Genomic DNA, 19,517 nt, shown 5'->3' on the forward strand with positions numbered 1-19,517 from the left:
CCACGACCACCTCCGCGATCACAGCTTGAAGGCAGCCTGCCGTGCAACGGACGAAGGATCAATTAACTGGTCAAGGCTCCGAGACGAGCCACTAGGAACCGCACGGAATTTGGCCCGCCAAGGCGTAGAAGTCATGGCCGGATCCCTGAACGATCCCGAGTCGCTCGCCGCGGCGATGAGCGGGGGCGGGCGTCTTCGCGATGACCACCCCCTTCGAGGCCGTTGTGGAGGCGGAAACTGCGTCAGGGTTGAACGGTCCTGGCCGTCGTCGGCGAAAAGGGCGTGCCCCCATCTCGTGTGTAGCGCGGTCACCGGCGCCGGTCAGGAAAGCGGCATACCGCATTTCGACAGCAAGACGCGGATCGAAGTCGAGCCGATCCCCAGGGATGTGTCCTATACGATCCTGGAGCCGACGTATTTCTTCGACAACGCTCCGGGCGATGCAGAGCCCATCCTCAACGGTGTTCTCGATCTGCCGCTTTCCCCCGACCGGCCGTTGCAGCAGCTGACCAGCCCCGACCTCGGTGCGTTCACGCGTCGACATTCCCGCGCTGCACGACGCTCATCCAGAAATCCCCTGGACCGGCTTCGCCGACTGGGCGCGCCGCACGTTCGGTGGAGGGGACGAACAGTGCGCTGGTGGACTTCCACGCGTGCAGCGAAAGACAACTGTCTCGCGTAGCCGTCGCTGCCGTAGCAAAGGCGCCTGGAAACGACCATTGCGGAACATTCGAGTGGAGGTCTTCGTGAAATCCCAGACGAAGCCCCTTTTGGAAATATACAGGTGGCAGGCCGACGCCGCGTGCCGTGGCATGGACAGCTCCGTCTTCTTCTCACCCACCGGTGAGCGGGGCGATGCACGCCGACGGCGCGAAGAGGCAGCACGTGCGATCTGCAGGTCCTGCCCGGTCAGTTCCCCCTGTGGTCTCTTCGCCGAGACCTCTCGCCAGGCCGACGACGTCTGGGACGGTCTCACCGAGGCGGAACGGCAGGAGAAGGGCCCGGGACGTCCGTCGCCACTGAGGCGTCCAGCAGCCCACGGGGGGCGAACTTCCACCGTTATCTGTCATCGGGATGACCGGCATCAAGATCCATCGCACTCGACCGGGGAAGCGACAGGAGGTGTCGCGCGCTTGGTCGCGCCGCGACCGGCGCCCCCGGCTAGCTGGTCGCGCTGCTGGCCGTCGCCTTCGGCATGACCGTCGCAACCTTGCGCCGACCGGCGGTAGTTGGCTCGAGGCGGCGAAGGTCGGTGGGGCCGCCGGGGACCCGGGCTGCTTCTCCGCCTGACACGGCATGGTGGGAGCGCCCCACCGCACTCATGGAACCCGCGTGACCTGGCCCGGTTGCCCCTGACAGTCCTCTGCCAGGGGCAACCGGGAGTTTTATGGGACTCCCGGCCTGTGTCCGGGTCGTCCCCCGGACTCAGGCCGTGTGCAGAGCCGCGTGCAGTGTGCGCACCGCGATGGTGATGGCGGCCTCGGCCGCGTGGGTGCCGCGCAGCGCGTTGAGCATCACGAAGTCGTGGATGATGCCCTGGAAACGGACCGCGGTGACCGGCACGCCCGCCTCGCGCAGCTTGTTGGCGTAGGCCTCGCCCTCGTCGCGCAGCACATCCGCCTCACCGGTGATGACCAGCGCCGGCGGCAGATCCTTCAACTGCTCGGTCGTGGCGCGCAGCGGTGAGGCGGTGATCTCGGCGCGCTCGGCCTCGTCGGTCGTGTACTGGTCCCAGAACCACTGCATGCCGTCCCGGCGCAGGAAGTAGCCGGTGGCGAACCGGTGGTACGACGGGGTGTCGAAGTTCGCGTCCGTGACCGGGTAGAACAGCACCTGCTGGACCAGCGGGATCCCGCCGCGCTCCTTGGCCATCAGGGTCAGCGCGGCCGTCATGTTGCCGCCGACCGAGTCGCCGGCCACCGCCAGCCGCGTGCCGTCCAGCCCCTTGGTCGCGCCCTGTTCCACGACCCACTGCGCGACGGCGAAGTTCTGCTCGATGGCGACCGGGTAGCGGGCCTCGGGCGACAGGTCGTACTCGGGGAAGACGACCGCGGCGTTGGCGCCGACGGCGAGTTCGCGTACCAGGCGGTCGTGGGTGTGGGCGTTGCCGAAGACCCAGCCCGCGCCGTGGATGTAGAGGATCACCGGCAGGGTTCCCTCGGCGCCCGCGGGGCGGACGATCCGGGCGCGGACGGTGCCCGTCGGACCGCCGGAGACGGTGATCCACTCCTCGTCGATCGCCGGCTTGTCGATCTCGCCGGACTGCACCTCGTCGACCGCCTTGCGGCCCTCCGCCGGGGCCAGGTCGAAGAGGTAGGGCGGGTTGGCGGTCGCCTGGGCGAACTCGGCTGCCGCGGGTTCCAGCACCGGGTCGACCGGCGCGAAGGCGTCAGACATGCGCGTCTCCTGGAATTCGTAGGGTACGGCGGTCGTTTCCGGGAATCGATCCGGATCGTCGTGCTGGGCACTCCGGCGCCGCTGCACCGCACGGTAGATGCCCTGCCTGCGCGATGGTTGTCCGCAGGCGCACGTCCGATGTCCCCACAGCGCACGACAGCGCCGGCCGGACGGACGGTCTCCGGAACAGCGATCCCGTGCCGCGCACCCCGTGCGCTGTGGGCAATGTTCCAGTGCGCTGGCAGGACACACGACGGCGCCCACCGCGCCTAGCGTGACGGCGCGACGGTCATGGTTCGCCCGCGCGTTCGACAGATTCGACAGCGAACACCCAACCGTCAAGGCATGTCCCGTCCGTCGCGTTCGTTCGCGGCGGCCATCGAAGTCGCCCATCCCGGAAGGGGTCCTGCACACGTGTCTCCAATGCCGGTCGGCGGACTGGTTCCCCAGGCCACCGACGATGCCGCAGAGCTCGTCGTCCGCAACGCGAGAATCCATACGGGAGACCCGGACCACCCGCAGGCCGAGGCGCTCGCCGTCAAGAACGGTGTCATCACGGTCGTCGGTGCCGACAAGGACGTAGCTGCGCACGTCGGAGCCGCCACGAAGGTGGTGGACGCGCTCGGCCGGCGGGTGATCCCCGGGCTCAACGACGCCCATCTGCACGTCATCCGCGGCGGGCTCAACTACGTACTGGAACTGCGCTGGGACGGTGTTCGCTCGCTGCGCCGGGGCCTGGCCATGCTGCGGGAACAGGCCGCGCGCACCCCCAAGGGCCAGTGGGTGCGGGTGGTGGGAGGGTGGTCGGCCGAGCAGTTCGCCGAACGACGGCTGCCGACCGTCGCGGAACTGAACGCCGCCGCCCCCGACACCCCGGTGTTCGTCCTGCACCTGTACCAGTCCGCGGTCCTCAACCGGGCGGCCGTGAAGGCGGCGGGATTCGACAAGGGCACCCCCGATCCCAGGGGCGGACAGATCGTCCGCGGCCGGGACGGAGAGCCGACGGGCATGCTGCTCGCGGCGCCCGGCGCCCTCATCCTCTACTCGACTCTGGCCAAGGCGCCGGTTCTGGAGGAGGCGGACCAGAAGGTCTCGACCCGGCATTTCCTGCGCGAGCTGAACCGGTTCGGGCTGACCTCGGCGATCGACGCCGCCGGTGGGTTCCAGAACTTCCCCGACAACTACAGCACCGTCATCGAGCTGGCGAAGGCCGGCCAGTTGTCGCTGCGCATCGCCTATCACCTCTTCCCCCAGACCGCGGGCCAGGAGATAGCCGACCTCACCCGCTGGATCGACATGGTGCGTCCCGAGGACGGGGACGCATGGCTGCGGCTCAACGGCGCGGGTGAGAATCTCACCTGGGCGGCGGCGGATTTCGAGAACTTCAACCAGCCGCGTCCGGAACTCGGAGACTATGAGGAGGAATTCGAGAAGGCTGTCCGTCTCCTCATGGAGAACGGCTGGGGATTCAGGCTGCATGCCACCTACGACGAGACCATCCGGCGGGACCTCGCGGTCCTCGAGAAGCTCGCCGCCGAGGGGCTTTTCCCGGCCGGGAACCGCTGGTTGTTCGACCACGCCGAGACCGTGTCCCCGGACAGCCTCGACCGCGTTGCCGCGCTCGGCGGTGCCATGTCCGTCCAGAACCGGCTGTCGTTCCAGGGCGAGGCGTTCCTGCGCCGCTACGGCCCGGGCAGAGCCGCCGAAGCCCCGCCGATCCGGGAGATGCTGGAGCGCGGGCTGACCGTTGCCGCCGGCACGGACGCCACCCGGGTGTCCACCTACAACCCCTGGGTGGCCCTGCACTGGCTGGTGAGCGGCCGCAGCGTCGGCGACCTCGTGCTGCGCCCCCGGAGCAACCGGGTCGACCGGGAGACGGCCCTGCGGATGTTCACCCGGGGCGGCGCCGAGCTGACCGGCGAGCAGGAGGTCAAGGGCGTTCTGCGGCCGGGGTGTTACGCGGACCTCGCGGTGCTGTCCGAGGACTTCTTCACCGTCTCCGAGCCGACGATCGCGCACATCGAGTCGCTGCTCACGGTCACCGGCGGCCGGATCGTCTACGCCGCCGGCGAGTACGAGGGGCTCGACGAGGAACTGCCGTCCGTGAGCCCCGGCTGGAGCCCGGTCGCGCACTTCGGCGGCTACCAGGCGTCCGGGCCGCACCTCGCGGGCGTGCGCCAGGCGGAGTCCCTCGGCGAGGCCGTCGCCGAGTCGGAGCAGCACCGCGAGTGGCGCGTGCGGCGCGGCCAGTTCCCGGACGCCGCCGGCACGCCCTTCGATCCCTGCTTCGCCCTCTAACGCTCCTAGTTCTCGTCGCTCTCCTCGCACTCCCGGAAGGGGCCGGGCCACGAGCCGCCCCCTCCGGGACACCACTCGACGAACCGTCCACCGGGCGGTTTCTGACCCGACGCGGACGCCTGTCCGCGCCGTTACTGATGGAAAGGCACCCTCACATGACCGACATCGCCGAGGTCACCGCGTCCCCCAGCGCCGGCCTGCTGACACCCGACAACTGTGCGGTCCTGTTCGTGGACCACCAGCCGCAGATGTTCTTCGGCACGGGCAGCGGCGACCGCACCGCGATCATCAACTCCACCCTGGGCCTGGCCAAGGCCGCCAAGGTGTTCGACGTGCCGGTGGTGCTGAGCACCGTGGCCGCCGAGTCCTTCTCCGGCCCGATCGTGCCGCAGCTGGCCGACGTCTTCCCCGACCACGAGATCATCGACCGCACCACGATGAACGCCTGGGAGGACGCCGCGTTCGTCGAGGCCGTCAAGGAGACCGGTCGCAGAAAGCTCGTCATAGCCGGTCTGTGGACCGAGGTCTGCGTCGTCCTGCCCGCGCTGTCCGCCCTCGCCCAGGGTTACGAGGTCTACGTGGTCACCGACGCGTCCGGCGGTGTCAGCCCGCAGGCGCACGAACACGCCGTTCAGCGCATGATCCAGGCCGGCGCCGTCCCGGTCACCTGGGTGCAGGTCCTGTTGGAGCTCCAGCGTGACTGGGCCCGCACCGAGACGTACGTGCCGGTCACGGAGGTCGTCAAGGAGCACGGCGGCGCGTACGGCCTCGGTCTGGTCTACGCGCAGGCCGTGATCGGCGCCCACGCCGCCGGCTGACCCCACCGCGTAGGCGAGAAGAACGAGGTCAGGAACAGGTAGGAAGAGATGGATGCTGGACTGCTGGTCCTGCGGCTGGTGGCGGGACTCCTCGTCGCCGGTCACGGAGTGCAGAAGGTGAGCTATCGGCTGGGTGGCCACGGCTTGGCGGGCGGTACCGAGGAGTTCCGTCACGACGGGTTCCGCGGCGGCCGCCTCACGGCGGTCGTGGCGGGTGCCAGTCAGATCGGTGCCGGCCTGTTCCTGGCCGCCGGGCTGCTGACGCCGCTGGCCGCGATGGCGGCCATGGGCGTGATGACGGTCGCGGGCACCGTCAAATGGCCCAAGGGACTGTGGGTGCAGAACGACGGCTACGAGTACCCGATGGTCCTCGTCGTCGTCTCCGCGGCGCTGTCCCTCACCGGGCCCGGCCGGTGGTCCCTCGACCACGTGCTGGGCATCACCCCGTGGCCGCAGTGGATCGTCCTCGCCGCGATCGTGCTCGGCCCTGCCAGCGGGCTGCTGACCCGCCTGGTGCTGCACCGCGTGCCCACCGCGTCGGAAAGGACACCTCATGCGCAGGCTGCTGACTGACGCGGCACGCACCCTGGTGCCGCCCAGGGACGACCGTCACGGGCCGCTGCCTCCCCTGATGCTGACGCTGACCGTGGTCACCGGACTGGTCGACGCGGTGAGCTATCTGGCCCTCGGGCACGTCTTCGTCGCCAACATGACCGGCAACGTGGTGTTCCTCGGATTCGCGATGGCGGGCGCCCCGAACCTGTCCGCGCTCGCCTCCGTCGTCGCGCTGGCGGTGTTCCTCCTCGGCGCGCTGGCCGGCGGCAGGCTGGGTACCCGGTTCGCCGCGCACCGTGGGCACCTGCTGCGGACGTCCACCGCCGCGCAGACGGTCCTGGTCGCCGTCACCGTCGCCGTCACGGCGGTCACCGGCGACCGGGTCACCACCGGTGTCCAGTACACGCTGATCGTGTGTCTCGGGCTCGGCATGGGTCTGCAGAACGCGGTCGCCCGGCGTCTCGGCGTGCCCGACCTCACCACGACCGTACTGACGCTGACCCTCACGGGGCTGGCCGCGGACTCCACCCAGGCGGGCGGCGCGGCACCTCGGCCGGGCCGCCGGATCCTGTCCGTGCTGGCCATGCTGCTCGGCGCGTTCGTGGGCACCGAACTCCTGCTGCACGGCCATCTCGTGCTCACGCTCGGCCTCGCCCTGCTGCTCCTGGCGCTCACCTGCGCGGTGACGCACCGGCTGTCGAGCACCGACGCCGCCTGGATCCGGCCGCCGTCCTGAGCAACCCGCGCCCTGCAGGCCCCGGAGCGAAGTCACTGCGCTCCGGGGCCACATCCCGTGCGCTCCCGGTCAAGAGCCTTTCGCCGGCCGGCGCTACGGTCACTCCCTTCCGTGCCCGCCCCGCACCCGGTCTGGACAACTATGAGCAACGCACCGTCGTCACCGGCACCCGTGGAGACCGACTCCCCGTGGGCACCCCTCGCGGCCCGTGTCTTCCGGGCGCTGTGGATCGCCCAGTTGGTCTCCAACATCGGCAGCTGGATGCAGACGGTGGGCGCCCAGTGGACGCTGGTGGGCCACGGCGCGGCACTGGTGACGCTCGTGCAGACCGCCTCCAGCCTTCCCGTCGTGCTGCTGGCCCTGCCCTCCGGGGTGATCGCCGACCGCTTCGACCGGCGCTCGGTGCTGCTGGCCGCGCAGTTCGCGATGCTCACGGTGTCCGGTGCGCTGGCCGTGCTGGCGTTCACGGACGAGCTGTCACCGACGCTGCTGCTCCTTCTCACCTTCCTGCTGGGGTGCGGTACGGCGCTGATGGGCCCGGCCTGGCAGGCGATCCAGCCGGAGCTGGTGGAGCGCCGGCGGCTCAGTCAGGCCGCGGCGCTGGGCGCGGTGAACGTCAACCTGGCCCGCGCCGTGGGTCCGGCGCTGGGCGGGGCGTTGGTCGCGGCGGCGGGCGCGGGCTGGGTCTTCGCCTTCAACGCTGCCTCGTACCTGGGCATCGCAACCGTCCTCCTGGTGTGGCGGCGCCCGCCGACGGCCGCCCCCGGCACGGGGAACGAAGGGCTGATGGCCGCCCTGCATGCCGGGCGCCGCTATGTGTGGAACGCGCCCGGCGTGCGCCGGGTCCTGCTGCGTACGCTCCTGTTCATCCCCGGCGGCGCGGCTCTGTGGGCCCTGCTGCCCCTGACGGCGAGCCGCTCCCTGGGCCTCGGCTCGGGCGGATACGGGCTGCTGCTGGGGGCGGTGGGCGTGGGAGCGGTGGCGGGGGCCTTCACGCTGCCCCGCGTGCGCCGCGTGCTGGGGGCCAACGGCACGCTCGCGGCGGGCGCCGTGGTGTTCGCCGGGGTGCTCGCGGTGCTGGCGACGGTCCGTACGCCGTGGCTGGTCGCGGCCGCACTGCTGCCCGGGGGCCTCGCCTGGATCGCCGTGCTGTCCACGCTCAACGCGGCCGTGCAGACACGGCTGCCGGGTTGGGTCCGGGCCCGGGGGCTCGCCGTCTACCTCCTGGTCTTCCAGGGCGGACAGGCGCTGGCGGCGCCTCTGTGGGGGGCGTTGGCCGGCTGGCTGGGGCTCAGCGGATGTCTGCTGATCGCCGGCGCCGTGATGCTGCTCAGCGCCGCCACCGTGCACCGGTGGCCGCTGCACGACCCCGAGGGGATCAACCCCTCGCCGTCCGACCACTGGCCCGCTCCGCCCCTGGTGTTCGAGCCGGGAGAGGCTGACGGCCCGGTCCTGGTCTCCGTCGTCTACCGGGTCCCCGCGGACAGCCGTGCCGAGTTCACGGACCGCATGCACCGCGTGGCCCGGTCCAGGCGCCGTACCGGGGCCCTCACCTGGGGCCTCTACCAGGACGGCAGCGACCCGGAACGCTTCGTCGAGACCTATCTGGTCTCCTCCTGGGCCGAGCACCTCGCCCAGCACCACGTCCGGCTGACGGCCACCGACCGCCGCCACGAGGAACGGGCTCGCGAGCTGCTCACGCCCGGGACCGTCCCCGCGGTGACCCATGCCTTCGACACCACGTCGGGACCCGCGGTACCGCAACGGACTGACGCCGGTGCGCCGGGCTCCGGCGCCTGAGACCACCGCTCGGCGGCCGGCCTGTGGTACTGCCCGAGCAGGGTGGAGCACCGGCCAACGTCTCTGGATTGTCGAGTAGTTGGGCCTGGTCCGGGCTGACGGAGGTCCCTCGGGACGGCAGCGCGGCGCTCCGTGCGGTCGGTGCGACGGCCCCGTCGTGCACGGCCGCCGGGTGCTCGCGCTCCAGCGCGTCGGTCCCCCGGTGGGCAGGTACGTCCGGGGCGGTGCCGACCGCGACCGGCCCCGGCCGCAGGGACGGCGCCCGCGTGTCCGGTTCCAGGGCACGGGCCGACGACTGTTCAGCGCACGCCGCGTGGCCCCGACACCGCGACGGATCACGTCGACCGCGCTGAGCGGCGTGCGCGACGCCCACAGGACGCCGACGGGCCGGGTCATGGGAACCGGCCGTCCCGCCCGCGACGACAGCACGGCCGGGAAAGCCCTGTGCCGCGGTCCACGCGCGCTCAGGGGCGGGGAATGGTGCGCAGGTTGGCCCGGGCCAGGTGGACCATGCGGCCGACGCCTCCGCTGAGGACCGTACGGCTCGCGGACAGGGCGAAGCCGCTGAGCTGCTCGGTGGTGATCTTCGGGGGGACGGCCAGCGCGGCGGGGTCGGTGACGACGTCGACCAGCGCGGGGCCGTCATGGGCGAAGGCCTCGCGCAGCGCGTCGCGCACCTCGGCGGGTTTCTCCACCCGGATGCCGAACGCCCCGGCGGCCCTGGCGATGGCGGCGTAGTCGGTGTGCGGGTAGGTGGTGCCGTACGGGAGCAGCCCGTCGACCATCATCTCCAGGTCGACCATGCCGAGGGAGGAGTTGTCGAAGACGGCCACCTTCACCGGCAGGCCGTACTGGACGAGGGTGAGGAAGTCGCCCATCAGCATGGAGAAGCCGCCGTCGCCGGAGAGGGAGACGACCTGCCGGCCGCGGTCCAGGAACTGCGCGCCGATCGCCTGAGGCAGCGCGTTGGCCATCGAGCCGTGCACGAAGGACCCGAGGATGCGGCGGCGGCGGCCGTTGGGCGTGAGGTAACGCGCCGCCCACACACAGCACATGCCGGTGTCGACCGTGAACACTGCGTCGTCGGCGGCCACTTCGTCGAGCACCGAGGCCACGTATTCGGGGTGGATCGGGGTGTGCCGCTCGACGTTGCGCGTGTAGGCGTTCACGGCGCCCTCGAGGGCGTGCGCGTGCCGCTCCAGCATGCGGTCGAGGAAGCGGCGGGAGGTCTTCTCCCGCACGGCGGGCGTCAGGCACCGCAGTGTCTCGCCAGCGTCGCCCCAGACGGCCAGGTCGAGTCCGGTACGCCGGCCGAGCCGCTCGGGCTGCACGTCGACCTGTACGGTCCGCACATGGCGGGGCAGGAACTCGGTGTACGGGAAGTCGGTGCCGAGCAGGATCAGCAGATCGCACTCGTGCATGGCCTCGTAGGCCGATCCGTAGCCGAGCAGCCCGGACATGCCGATGTCGTACGGGTTGTCGTACTGAATGTGCTCCTTGCCGCGCAGGGCGTGGCCGACCGGGGCCTTCACCTTCCCCACGAAGGCCATGACCTCCGCGTGGGCGCCCTCGACGCCCCGGCCGCAGAACACCATGACCCGCTCGGCGGCGTCCACGAGTTCCGTGAGCCGGGCGAGTTCCTGGTTCCCCGGGCGAATGGCGGGCAGGTCCAGTGGCATGGCGAGTTCGGGTGCCGCGTCCGGGGAGTCCTCCGCCGCGGTGTCACCGGACAGGGCCACCACGGAGACACCACGCCGCCCGACGGCGTGCTGGATCGCCGTCTGCACCACGCGGGGCATCTGGCGAGGAGAGGAGATCAGCTCCGAATAGTGGCTGCACTCGGCGAAAAGCCGGTCGGGGTGGGTCTCCTGGAAGTAGCCGGTGCCGGTCTCGCCGCTGGGTATGTGCGAAGCGGTGCGCTGCGCGTACAGCCGGCCGCCGGACCCGGCGGCCGGCCGGAGGGGGACGGTCAGCCGAGTTCGGCCTCCAGCCAGCGCAGCACGTCGGGCGTCACCGGGTCCGTGATGTCGGCGAACTCTTCGTGCCGCTTGAGGAACTTGGCCACGTACGGGCAGACGGGCACGATCCGCTTCCCGGACTTCCGCACGTCGGTGAGCGCCTCCTGGACCAGCTGGGAAGCGAGGCCTTGGCCGGCGAAGGCGTCGTCGATCTCGGTGTGGTAGAAGACGCGCTGTTCCCCGCGGTCACGGTAGGCGGTCAGTCCGGCTCGCTTGCCCTCGACCAGGATTTCGTAGCGGTTCCTGGCGTCTGTACGCTCGACGACGGGTGCGGTGGAAGGCTGGCTCACGGGGTGCCTTTCGATGGGGATCAGTGAACCGGTGGATTCCTGCGCGGCTTGATGCTCGCATGGGGCAGGGCAGGCGCGGGAAGTCGGTCTCCGGGATATCCTTCGACGATGCCGAAGCGATCGGAGGATTCTTGCCAGTCCTCGCGGGCTTTGGCAATGTCCTCGTGGCTGCGGCCGATGAAATTCCACCACATCACGATCTCCTCCCCGAACGGCATCCCGCCGAGCAGGACCGTCCGCGCGGGGCCGTCCGAGTCGTTGGTCAGCGTCAGCGTGCCGGGGCCCGGGTGGACGTAGCCCAGTTCGGCGGGGCGCAGCAGGACGTCGCCCAGGCGGACGTCACCCCGGTCGACCAGGAGACCATGCTCGAAGCCGGGATCCACCGCGAAAGTGACCGTCGCGTGGGGCTGGAGCACGATCTCGGCGCCGAGCAGGGGCGTGAAGGTCGGTACCGGTGAGGTGACGCCGCCGAGCGAGCCAAGGAAGACCCTGACCTCCGCCCCGTCGATCCGCACCGGTTCGGGGACGTGGCGCTGGAAGTCGCGTGCGGTGTGCCGGTGCTCCTCGGGCAGCGCCACCCACAGCTGGACGCCGTGCAGGACGGTGGTCCGCGGGGTGGAGACCTCGGAGTGGGCGATGCCGTGCCCGCCGGTCATGAGGTTCAGCTCGCCGGGCCGTACGAAGGCGTGGCTGCCCAGGCTGTCCCGGTGCTCGATCTCCCCGGTGAAGAGCCAGCTGACCGTCTGGAGTCCGGTGTGGGGATGCGGGGCGACATCCATGCCGCCGGTCTCGGAGACATCGTCGGGGCCGTAGTGGTCGGCGAAGCACCAGGCCCCGATCAGCGTGCGGGCACGCTGGGGCAGTGTGCGCCGCACGGTCATGGACCGGGGGCCACCCAGGGGCACGTCGCGCGGGGTCAGTACGTCGACCCGGGGCACCCCGTCCGGTCGCTCGCCTGCCCCGGCCGCGCCGCACCGCACCTCGGCGGGCGTCGTCTCGACATTTCTCATGGTGCGCAGCCTCTCAGCCGAATAATTGTTTCACATTCAACCATTAGGTGGGCGCTCGGGCCATCGAGCACGGTTCTTCGACCGGCAACACCCCGTGCGCTCGCCGGCAATCCTCCCCGGCGGACCCGCCGTACGGTCACCAGCACCGTGGACCGCCGGAACCCGGCGGACGAGCGGAACGGAACAGTCGCAGACAGGAGGCGGTATGACACAGCATCACGCCGGTGCCACGGACGAAGGCCCGATCGTATGCACGACGACGATCCTTGTCACCGTGGCCGGCGATCCACCGGTACCGCTGCCGGCCGAGCTCAGGTACACCGCAGCGGACCCCTACGCCGTGCGCCTGTCCCTGGGCACCCCCTCCGCCGCCTCGGTCGACTGGTTCTTCGCCCGGTCGCTCCTCGCCCGGGGGCTGCGCCGGCCCACCGGGTCCGGGGACGTGACGGTGATCCCACGGCACCGCTGCCATCCGGACACGGTCCGGGTCCTGCTCAGCACCCGGCACGGATCGGCGGCCCTCGAGATCTCGTGCTCCGCCGTCACGGCGTTTCTGCATCACACCGACGCACTGGTACCGCCGGGCACCGAGCACCGTCACACCGATCTGGAACGCATCGTCGAACAACTCACGGCCGGCAGCGAGTGACCCTCCGGCCCGCCCGGGCCGGACCCCCGACCGCCCGCGCCGAACCCGGTGCACTGACGGGCACCTACGCGTGCGCTCCCGGGCAACGCGGCCACCGGTTCGGCACCTAGCGTCGACCGTACTCATCCGTCACCGACATCACAGGAGGCACATCATGACCACCAGCTCCAAGCCCGCCGGCAGTCAGCCGTGGCTGCATCAGAAGGGCGCGGTCATCCAGGAGTTCGGGACCGTCAAGCAGTTCCCCCTCGCCCTGTCCTACGAGGCACGCATGTACTCCTGCCAGCGCCTCAACAGGGTCCTGGCGGACACCCAGATCCTCTACGGCCTCTACAAGAAGCACCACTGGATCATGCGGGGCGCGACCTTCTATCAGCTGCACCTGCTCCTGGACAAGCATGCCGGAGAGCAGCTGGAACTCGTCGACACCCTCGCCGAGCGCGTCCAGACCCTGGGCGGCGTCGCCGTGGGCGACTCCCGGCACGTCGCCGAGATCACGTCGATCCCGCGCCCGCCGGACGGCGTGGAGGAGGTCCCGGCCATGCTCTCGCGGCTGCTGGAGGCCCACGAGATCATCCTGACCGAGGCCCATGACGCGGCCACCCGCACTGCCGAGCTGGGCGACGACGGCACCAACGACCTGCTGGTCTCGCAGATCATCCGCACCGGCGAACTCCAGGCCTGGTTCCTGGCCGAGCACCTGGTCGACACCCCGCTGGTGCGTTCCTGACCCAGGCGGACCCGCCGACGGCCAGGACCCCGTCGCGACCGCCGCTCCCCTGGAGTACCCATGGCTTCGCCCACCGTCGTCGAACTGTCCCGATGGCAGTTCGCGATCACCGCGATGTTCCACATGACCTTCCCCGCGCTCACCGTGGGGCTCTCCGTGCTGCTCGCCGTCGTCCACACGGTCTACGTCCGCACGGGAAATCCTCTGTACCTGCAGATCTTCCGGTTCTGGAAGAAGATCTTCGCCGTCGGCTTCGGCCTGGGCGTGGTCGCGGGCACGGTGATGACCTTCGAGTTCGGCCTGAACTGGGGCATGTACGCCCACGCGGTCGGTCCGGTCATCGGCGTCACCATCGGCATGGAGGTGATCACGGCCTTCTTCCTGGAGGCGGGCTTCATCGGCCTGATGCTCTACGGGGACGGGCGGATCCGCCCGCGCACCATGGCCCTGGCCAGCTGGATGGTCGCCTTCGGCACCCTGCTGTCCACCACCTGGATCCTGTCGGCCAACAGCTGGATGCAGGACCCGGTCGGCTACGAGAAGGTCGCCGGCCAGTTCCACGCGAAGGACTGGATCAGCATCCTGTTCAATCCCGCCTTCGCCCACCGCTTCCCGCACATGCTGCTGGCCGTACTGATCAGCTCCGCCTGGTTCGTCGGCGGGATCTCCGCCTGGTACCTGGTGAAGAAACGGTCGTCCGCCCAGCCCATGGCCCGCCGCTGTCTGTCCATCGCCCTCGGCGTCCTCGGTGTGCTGATGCCGGTGCAGCTGTACGTCGGAGACGGCACCGCCGTCTTCATGGGACAGCACCAACTCCCCAAGCTGGAGGCGTTCGAGGGCAACTGGAAGAGCGACAACAACGGCTACAACCTGCTCGTCGTCCCCGACACGGGCAAGGGCGAGAACCGGCTGCACGTCGAGATTCCCCGCCTCGGCTCGGTCATCGCCCAGGACCTCAGCGGCAGGACGACGACGCCCGGACTGCTGCAGACCCCGCCCGACGAACGTCCCAACATGTGGACCACGTTCTACGGCTTCCGCGCGATGTACTTCACCGCGCTGCTCATGTTCGGCACGGCCTTCGCGGGCGTGGTCCTGCGCATGCGGCGACGCCTGTTCGACTCGCCGCGCTTCCTGCGGTGGATGGTGTGGATGACGCCGGCCGGGATCGTCGCCATCACCGGCGGCTGGATCGTCGCCGAGACGGGCCGCCAACCGTGGGTCGTATACGGCCAGCTGCGCACCGCGGACGCGGTCTCCCACCTGTCCACCGCCGAAGTCGCCGCGAGCCTCGCCGGCTTCGTCCTGCTCTACGTCACCCTGCTGGCCATCTGGGCCCGCTACATCGTCCGCACGGTCAAGGCCGGCCCCGAGGCACTGCCCACCGGCCCCGCCTCGCCCGATGTCCCGGAGGCCCTCGTTGCTTGAGTACTGCGCTTACGCCCTGGTCCTCTTCTCCCTCGGCATGTACGTCGTCCTCGACGGCTACGACCTCGGCTTGGGCATGCTCAGCCTGGTTGCCAAGCCCGAGCGCCGACGGGAGTACGGCGAGATCGTCGCCACCGCCTGGGACGCCAACGAGAGCTGGCTCATCCTGGTCGGCGTGGTCCTGTGGGCCGGTCTGCCCGGCGCCTACGCCGTGGTGCTGCCCGGCGTCTATCTGCCGCTGATCGTCATGCTGGCCTCGATCATCCTGCGCGGACTGGGCCTGGAGATGCACAGCGCGGCCGGCCGCTACCGGCGGGGCTGGGCCCTGTTGTTCGGCGGGGCCTCGCTCGCGGCCACCGTCTGCCAGGGCCTCGTCCTCGGGGCCGTGCTCACCGGCCCACGGCAGCGGAGCGGAGCCTTCCACGGCGGGGCGTTCGACTGGTTCAGCCTCTACGGCGTGCTGTGCGCCCTCGGTCTGGTCGTCGTCTATCTGCTGGCCGGGGCCGCCTGGCTGCAGGACAAGACCGAGGGGTGGTCGCGGCCGGAGGTCCGCCGCACCGGACGGACCCTGCTGCTGGCCACCGTGGTCATGGCGCTCGTGCTCGGCCTGCTGCTGCCGGGCGCCGACCCGCAGCAGTTCCATCTCGGCCAGCCGGTGCGGGCCGTGCTGTTCTGGCTCGCTGTGGGGGTCGCCGCCGTGGCCGGCGCGGTGGCCTGGCACGGCTTCGGCCGCCGTCCCGACTGGCGGCCGTTCGCGGCCGTGGCCACCATGACCGCCAGTGGGCTCCTGGGACTCGCCGCCCTCTCCCTGCCGGTGGTCGTACCACCCGGCCTGACCGTCCATCAGGTGGCGAGCCCGCACTCCTCCCAGGTCTTCCTGGTCCTCGGCGTCGGCCTGTGCATGCCGTTCGTCCTCGCCTACAACATCTACGCGTGGCGGAGTTTCCGCGGCAAGTACAGCGACCCGGTGGAAAGCCCGGTACCGCCGTTGCCCGCCCGGGGCCGGGCGCTTCCGGCCGTACCGGCGCCCACCGGCGCGGCGCGGACGATCGTGCGACGCGCCCTGCTGACCGTGCTCGGCGTCCTGGCCACCGGCCTCTCCCAGGACGTGTTCGGCGGCGTCTCCGACCTGATCGGGCCGATCGGCGTCACGGTGCTGGGCTGCACCGCGCTGGCCGCCTGGATCGTCGGCGACCGCCGTGACGGCCGCGCCGGATACTTCGACGCGGACACCGGGGCGGAGAGCACCTCGTGAACGGCACCTCCGTACTGCTGGACGAACTGGCCGCGGATCGGAGCGACGATCCGGCGCCCGCCAGGCTGAAGGCCTGGGCGGCGGTCGGTCGGCCCGAGCTGCGCCGCGCCGGGATCCTGCGCGGCGCGGCCCAGTCGGGCACGGTCCTGTGGGCGGGCGGGCTCTCCTGGGGTGCGCAACACGGCCTGTCGGCGCTGCACGGCGAACTGCCCGTGACAGCCGTAGTGTTGCCCGCCCTGCTGACCGCTGCCGGACTGGCGCTGCGCGCCGGCCTGCTGGCCGCCGGCGACGCGGCGGCCGCCCGTGGCGCCCGCCTCGTGCGCGAGACATTGCGGCGCCGGATCATCGAGACGGCGCTGCCCGCCCGCGGACCGGCCCGCACCGACCTGGACGAGGCGGCACCCGCCCGAGCGGTCGACGGCGAGGTGGACCAGCTGACCGACTGGCTCACCGGCTATCTGCCCGCACGCACCACCATGCTGCTCGGCAGCGGTCTCGTCCTGGCCGCCATCACCTGGCGCAGTTGGTTCGTCGCGCTGCTCGTCCTGGCCGCAACCCCACTGCTGCCGGCCAACCTGAAGGTCATCGGCCTGGGCACGCAGGGCGCCGTCCGCGCGCAGCTGACCGGGATCCGCACCCATCAGGCCCGGCTCCTGGACCATCTGCGCGGGCTGCCCACCCTGGTCGGGCTCGGCGCGCACGACGAGGCGGCCCAGTCCCTGGAGCGGGACGACCGGGAGGTCGCCCGGCGGACCGAGAAGGTGCTGCGGATCGCCTTTCTGTCGACCGCGTGGGTCGAACTGCTCATCACCGGCACCCTCGCCGTGGTGGCGACCTACTGCGGCCTGGTCCTGCTCGACTACCTGCACCTGCCCCTCGTCCCGAACCGCATGAGCCTGTCCGCGGCGCTGTTCGTCCTGGTGCTGGTGCCCGCCTACTTCGCCCCGGCCCGGGACCTGGCCGCCGGTTACCACGCCCGTGCCCGGGCCGCTGCCGCCGCCGAGCTGCTGGGCGCGGTCCTGGACGCACCCGAGGAGACGGACCCGCCGTCGGCCGCGCCGTTCCGGCCGGCCCGTGATGCAGCGCCTCCCGGGGTGCGTCTGGCAGCCGTGACGATCCGTCACCCGGGGCGTGCGGCGCCCGCCCTGGACCGGGTCGATGTGCAGCTCGCACCGGCCGGGTGCCTCGCCGTCATCGGACCGAGCGGTGCGGGCAAGTCCACCCTGCTCGCCGTGGCGGCGGGGCTCATCGCCCCGCACGGGGGACGCGTGCTCCACGTGCTGGACGGACGGGCCGTCCCCGCCGATCCCCGCCGGGTCGCCTGGGTGGGCCAGCCGACGCACCTGCTTCCCGGCACCCTCCGCGAGAACCTCCTCCTGGCCCGGCCCGCCGCGAGCGACGACGACCTGCTGGGGGCCGCCGCCGCCCTCGGCTTCGACGACCTCCTGACCTCGCTGCCGCAGGGACTGGACACCCCGCTGGGTGAACGCGGCACCGGCCTGTCCTCCGGCCAGTCCCAGCAACTGGCCCTCGTCCGGGCGCTGTTGCGGGACGCGTCCATGCTGTGCCTGGACGAACCCACCGCACACCTCGACCCGGAGGCGGAGCAGCGGGTCCTGTCGGCGCTGCGGACTCTGGCCCGCGACCGTACGGTCCTGCTCGCCACCCACAGTCCCGCGCTGCTGCCGCTGGCGGACCAGGTCATCACGCTGGACCACGGGAGGGCCCGATGAACCCAACCGGCACCTGGCGCTTGCTGCGCACGGCGGCTCCGCGCCGCGCCCTGCTGACCGGAATGCTGCTGGCCTCCGCCGCCGAGCTCAGCGGAGCCGCGCTCCTCGGCGTGTCCGGCTGGTTCCTGACGACCTGCGCTGTGGTCACCCTCCAGGCCAACACCACCTGGTCCTGGATGTACCCTTCGGGCGCCGTGCGGACGCTGGCCCTGGCCCGCACCGGACTGCGCTACCTCGAACGCCTCGACAGCCACCGGACGTTGCTGACCGCCACCGTGGCGCTGCGCACCCGGCTGGCCCGTGGCGCGGCCCGCCTCACCCCCCGGGAGCTGCGCGGACAACGCGACGGGACACTGCTCGCCCGGCTCACCTCGGACGTGGAGACCGTCGCGGGTCTGCCCACGGACGTCTGCGCGCCCCTGGCGGCGGCGGTCACCACCGCATGCCTGATCGAGATTCTGCTGCTGTGGGCGATGCCGCTCCTCGGGACGGCCGAGCTGGTGGTCTGGGCGGCGGGCCTGGTCTGCGCGCGGCGAGCCCACCGCCTCGCGCGCGAAGGTCTGGCCACCGCCGCCGCGGCCAGGGCCGCGCTCCGTACCGTGCTGCTCGACAGCCGGGCCGCCTTCGACGAACTGCGTTGCCTGGACGCCGTACCGCAGGCGCGACAGGCGGCGACGACCGCGATGACGGCGGTCGAGTCCGCCGAGTGGGCCACCGCCCGAACCGAACGGCTGGGCCGGCTGGCGCTGCGCCTGCTTGCCGCGGTGGGACAGGCGTCAGTGCTGGTGATCGCGCTGTGCGCCGCCCCGGCGCAGCCCGTCGCCGTCGCGGTGGGGGAGGTGCTGCTGATGGCCGCGGGGTGGGAGCTGCTGGAGCGGCTGCCCCGGCTGCTGCACCTGTTGACCCAGGCTGGTGACGCGGCCGGACGCCTCGCGCCGCTGGCCGCCGGGGAGCCGCCGACCGATCGGCATCGGCGGGCCGCGCGCGGTGTGCGGACGGCCCCGCACGGCCTGGAAACGACCATGCACGGCCTGGAAACCGCCCCGCACAGTGGGGAGACGGCGGCCCACGGCCTGGAAACGGCAGGACTGCCGGTTCCCGGCTCTTGGGCACCCCTCACCATGCCCCTGTCCGGCCCCGGTCCGGTGCTGGTCACCGGGCCCAACGGCAGCGGGAAGTCGACGCTGCTCGGACAGCTCGCCGGGCGGATACCGGCGCCTGCCAGCACGGTCCTCCTCGGCGGCACACCCGTGCAGGAACTGCCGGCCCGGGTCGTCGCCGAGACGATCACCCTGGTCGAGGCCGACGACTGGCTGGCCGACGACACGGTGGCGGGCAACCTCCGTCAGGCCGCCCCCTCGGCCGACACCGCCGACCTGCGGGCCGTACGGGACATGGTCGGTCTCTCCGCCCTGTCGCTCGACACCCCGGTGGGTCCCGGTGGGCGTCTGCTGTCCCAGGGGCAGCGGCGGCGCCTCGCGATCGCGCGTGCCGTGCTGCGGCGGCCGCCGGTGCTCCTGCTGGACGAACCCACCGCCGGTCTGGACCGGCCCACCGCCGAGGCTCTGCTGGCCGCGCTGTTCCGGGCGCTGCCGGAGACCTCGGTGGTGATCGCGATGCAGGAGCAGGACCTCGGTCTGCTCGACCGGCCGCCGACCGCGGTGGTCCGCCTCGGGCGGGCCGGTGACCCTGCCGTGGCCCGGCCCGGCGGGGCCCGGGCGCCGCGGGGCCCGGGAGACGGCGGTGCGGGCACCCGCCGACGCCGGCGGGGTCCGGGGGGGGGGGGGGGCCCCCCCGCCG

General features: G+C 71.6%; 17 protein-coding genes. 13 read left to right on the forward strand and 4 right to left on the reverse strand.

The window, feature by feature from the left end; genetic code table 11:
- Positions 1-133 precede the first annotated feature (133 nt).
- Together ABT288_RS11250 and ABT288_RS11255 are read left to right on the forward strand one after the other, a co-directional pair.
- Complete coding sequence (locus tag ABT288_RS11250) at positions 134-682, forward strand: Rossmann-fold NAD(P)-binding domain-containing protein (protein ID WP_351605204.1); 549 nt, start codon at positions 134-136, stop codon at positions 680-682.
- Positions 683-746: 64 nt separating this feature from the next.
- Positions 747-1,199, forward strand: a complete 453-nt coding sequence (locus ABT288_RS11255; RefSeq protein WP_351605207.1) for a WhiB family transcriptional regulator — start codon at positions 747-749, stop codon at positions 1,197-1,199.
- A gap of 226 nt (positions 1,200-1,425) precedes the next feature.
- Here ABT288_RS11255 and ABT288_RS11260 read toward each other — a convergent pair whose 3' ends face one another.
- A complete protein-coding gene (locus ABT288_RS11260) occupies positions 1,426-2,397 on the reverse strand; it encodes an alpha/beta hydrolase (RefSeq protein ID WP_351605209.1) in 972 nt (323 codons plus the stop codon).
- A 423-nt stretch (positions 2,398-2,820) separates the two neighbouring features.
- On the opposite strand from ABT288_RS11260, the gene ABT288_RS11265 reads away from it, so the two are divergent.
- From ABT288_RS11265 to ABT288_RS11285, 5 genes are all read left to right on the forward strand, one after another.
- Complete coding sequence (locus tag ABT288_RS11265; protein ID WP_351605413.1) at positions 2,821-4,695, forward strand: amidohydrolase; 1,875 nt, start codon at positions 2,821-2,823, stop codon at positions 4,693-4,695.
- 155 nt (positions 4,696-4,850) lie between these two features.
- Positions 4,851-5,513, forward strand: coding sequence for a hydrolase (locus tag ABT288_RS11270; protein WP_351605211.1), 663 nt, complete (start codon positions 4,851-4,853; stop codon positions 5,511-5,513).
- Positions 5,514-5,561: 48 nt separating this feature from the next.
- Positions 5,562-6,086 (forward strand): DoxX family protein, encoded by a 525-nt coding sequence (locus tag ABT288_RS11275; protein ID WP_351605214.1) that lies wholly within the window; start codon positions 5,562-5,564, stop codon positions 6,084-6,086.
- A complete protein-coding gene (locus ABT288_RS11280; protein WP_351605217.1) occupies positions 6,067-6,804 on the forward strand; it encodes a YoaK family protein in 738 nt (245 codons plus the stop codon). The genes ABT288_RS11275 and ABT288_RS11280 overlap by 20 nt, the downstream gene beginning before the upstream one ends.
- 141 nt (positions 6,805-6,945) lie before the next feature.
- On the forward strand, positions 6,946-8,604 hold the full coding sequence (locus ABT288_RS11285; protein ID WP_351605219.1) for an MFS transporter: 1,659 nt from the start codon (positions 6,946-6,948) through the stop codon (positions 8,602-8,604).
- A gap of 464 nt (positions 8,605-9,068) precedes the next feature.
- Here ABT288_RS11285 and ABT288_RS11290 read toward each other — a convergent pair whose 3' ends face one another.
- From ABT288_RS11290 to ABT288_RS11300, 3 genes are read right to left on the reverse strand one after another with little or no spacing between them, the layout of a single operon-like run.
- Positions 9,069-10,679 (reverse strand): thiamine pyrophosphate-dependent enzyme, encoded by a 1,611-nt coding sequence (locus ABT288_RS11290; protein ID WP_502972741.1) that lies wholly within the window; start codon positions 10,677-10,679, stop codon positions 9,069-9,071.
- Positions 10,574-10,912, reverse strand: a complete 339-nt coding sequence (locus tag ABT288_RS11295; protein ID WP_351605222.1) for a GNAT family N-acetyltransferase — start codon at positions 10,910-10,912, stop codon at positions 10,574-10,576. The genes ABT288_RS11290 and ABT288_RS11295 overlap by 106 nt, the downstream gene beginning before the upstream one ends.
- A gap of 20 nt (positions 10,913-10,932) precedes the next feature.
- Positions 10,933-11,922: a pirin family protein gene (locus ABT288_RS11300; RefSeq protein WP_351605225.1), complete on the reverse strand. Its 990-nt coding sequence runs from the start codon at positions 11,920-11,922 to the stop codon at positions 10,933-10,935.
- 205 nt (positions 11,923-12,127) lie between these two features.
- On the opposite strand from ABT288_RS11300, the gene ABT288_RS11305 reads away from it, so the two are divergent.
- The 6 genes from ABT288_RS11305 to ABT288_RS11330 all read left to right on the forward strand — a co-directional run.
- Positions 12,128-12,571 carry an SsgA family sporulation/cell division regulator gene (locus ABT288_RS11305; protein ID WP_351605228.1) on the forward strand — a complete coding sequence of 148 codons (444 nt, stop codon included), beginning with the start codon at positions 12,128-12,130 and terminating at the stop codon, positions 12,569-12,571.
- Positions 12,572-12,725: 154 nt separating this feature from the next.
- On the forward strand, positions 12,726-13,301 hold the full coding sequence (locus ABT288_RS11310) for a Dps family protein (RefSeq protein ID WP_351605231.1): 576 nt from the start codon (positions 12,726-12,728) through the stop codon (positions 13,299-13,301).
- Between the two features lie 60 nt (positions 13,302-13,361).
- Complete coding sequence (locus ABT288_RS11315) at positions 13,362-14,729, forward strand: cytochrome ubiquinol oxidase subunit I (RefSeq protein WP_351605233.1); 1,368 nt, start codon at positions 13,362-13,364, stop codon at positions 14,727-14,729.
- The gene (locus ABT288_RS11320) at positions 14,722-15,984 is read left to right on the forward strand and encodes a cytochrome d ubiquinol oxidase subunit II (RefSeq protein ID WP_351605236.1); all 1,263 of its coding nucleotides are present in this window, start codon (positions 14,722-14,724) and stop codon (positions 15,982-15,984) included. Before ABT288_RS11315 ends, ABT288_RS11320 begins: the two co-directional genes overlap by 8 nt.
- Entirely contained in the window at positions 15,981-17,717 is a 1,737-nt protein-coding gene (locus tag ABT288_RS11325; protein WP_351605239.1) for an ABC transporter ATP-binding protein/permease, read from the forward strand. Before ABT288_RS11320 ends, ABT288_RS11325 begins: the two co-directional genes overlap by 4 nt.
- Positions 17,714-19,517, forward strand: a 1,804-nt coding sequence (locus ABT288_RS11330; protein WP_351605243.1) for an ATP-binding cassette domain-containing protein, incomplete at its 3' end; no start/stop codon positions are given. The genes ABT288_RS11325 and ABT288_RS11330, both read left to right, overlap by 4 nt.

It is taken from the genome of Streptomyces sp. NPDC001093, assembly GCF_040298985.1.
In the GTDB taxonomy this organism is placed as follows: domain Bacteria; phylum Actinomycetota; class Actinomycetes; order Streptomycetales; family Streptomycetaceae; genus Streptomyces.

What these genes read in the sequence shown, in the direction of transcription:
- ABT288_RS11250 (WP_351605204.1), top strand. Translation starts at nt 134, where the DNA reads ATGGCCGGATCCCTGAACGATCCCGAGTCGCTCGCCGCGGCGATGAGC.
- ABT288_RS11260 (WP_351605209.1), bottom strand. Translation starts at nt 2,397, where the DNA reads ATGTCTGACGCCTTCGCGCCGGTCGACCCGGTGCTGGAACCCGCGGCA.
- ABT288_RS11265 (WP_351605413.1), top strand. Translation starts at nt 2,821, where the DNA reads ATGCCGGTCGGCGGACTGGTTCCCCAGGCCACCGACGATGCCGCAGAG.
- ABT288_RS11270 (WP_351605211.1), top strand. Translation starts at nt 4,851, where the DNA reads ATGACCGACATCGCCGAGGTCACCGCGTCCCCCAGCGCCGGCCTGCTG.
- ABT288_RS11275 (WP_351605214.1), top strand. Translation starts at nt 5,562, where the DNA reads ATGGATGCTGGACTGCTGGTCCTGCGGCTGGTGGCGGGACTCCTCGTC.
- ABT288_RS11280 (WP_351605217.1), top strand. Translation starts at nt 6,067, where the DNA reads ATGCGCAGGCTGCTGACTGACGCGGCACGCACCCTGGTGCCGCCCAGG.
- ABT288_RS11285 (WP_351605219.1), top strand. Translation starts at nt 6,946, where the DNA reads ATGAGCAACGCACCGTCGTCACCGGCACCCGTGGAGACCGACTCCCCG.
- ABT288_RS11300 (WP_351605225.1), bottom strand. Translation starts at nt 11,922, where the DNA reads ATGAGAAATGTCGAGACGACGCCCGCCGAGGTGCGGTGCGGCGCGGCC.
- ABT288_RS11305 (WP_351605228.1), top strand. Translation starts at nt 12,128, where the DNA reads ATGACACAGCATCACGCCGGTGCCACGGACGAAGGCCCGATCGTATGC.
- ABT288_RS11310 (WP_351605231.1), top strand. Translation starts at nt 12,726, where the DNA reads ATGACCACCAGCTCCAAGCCCGCCGGCAGTCAGCCGTGGCTGCATCAG.
- ABT288_RS11315 (WP_351605233.1), top strand. Translation starts at nt 13,362, where the DNA reads ATGGCTTCGCCCACCGTCGTCGAACTGTCCCGATGGCAGTTCGCGATC.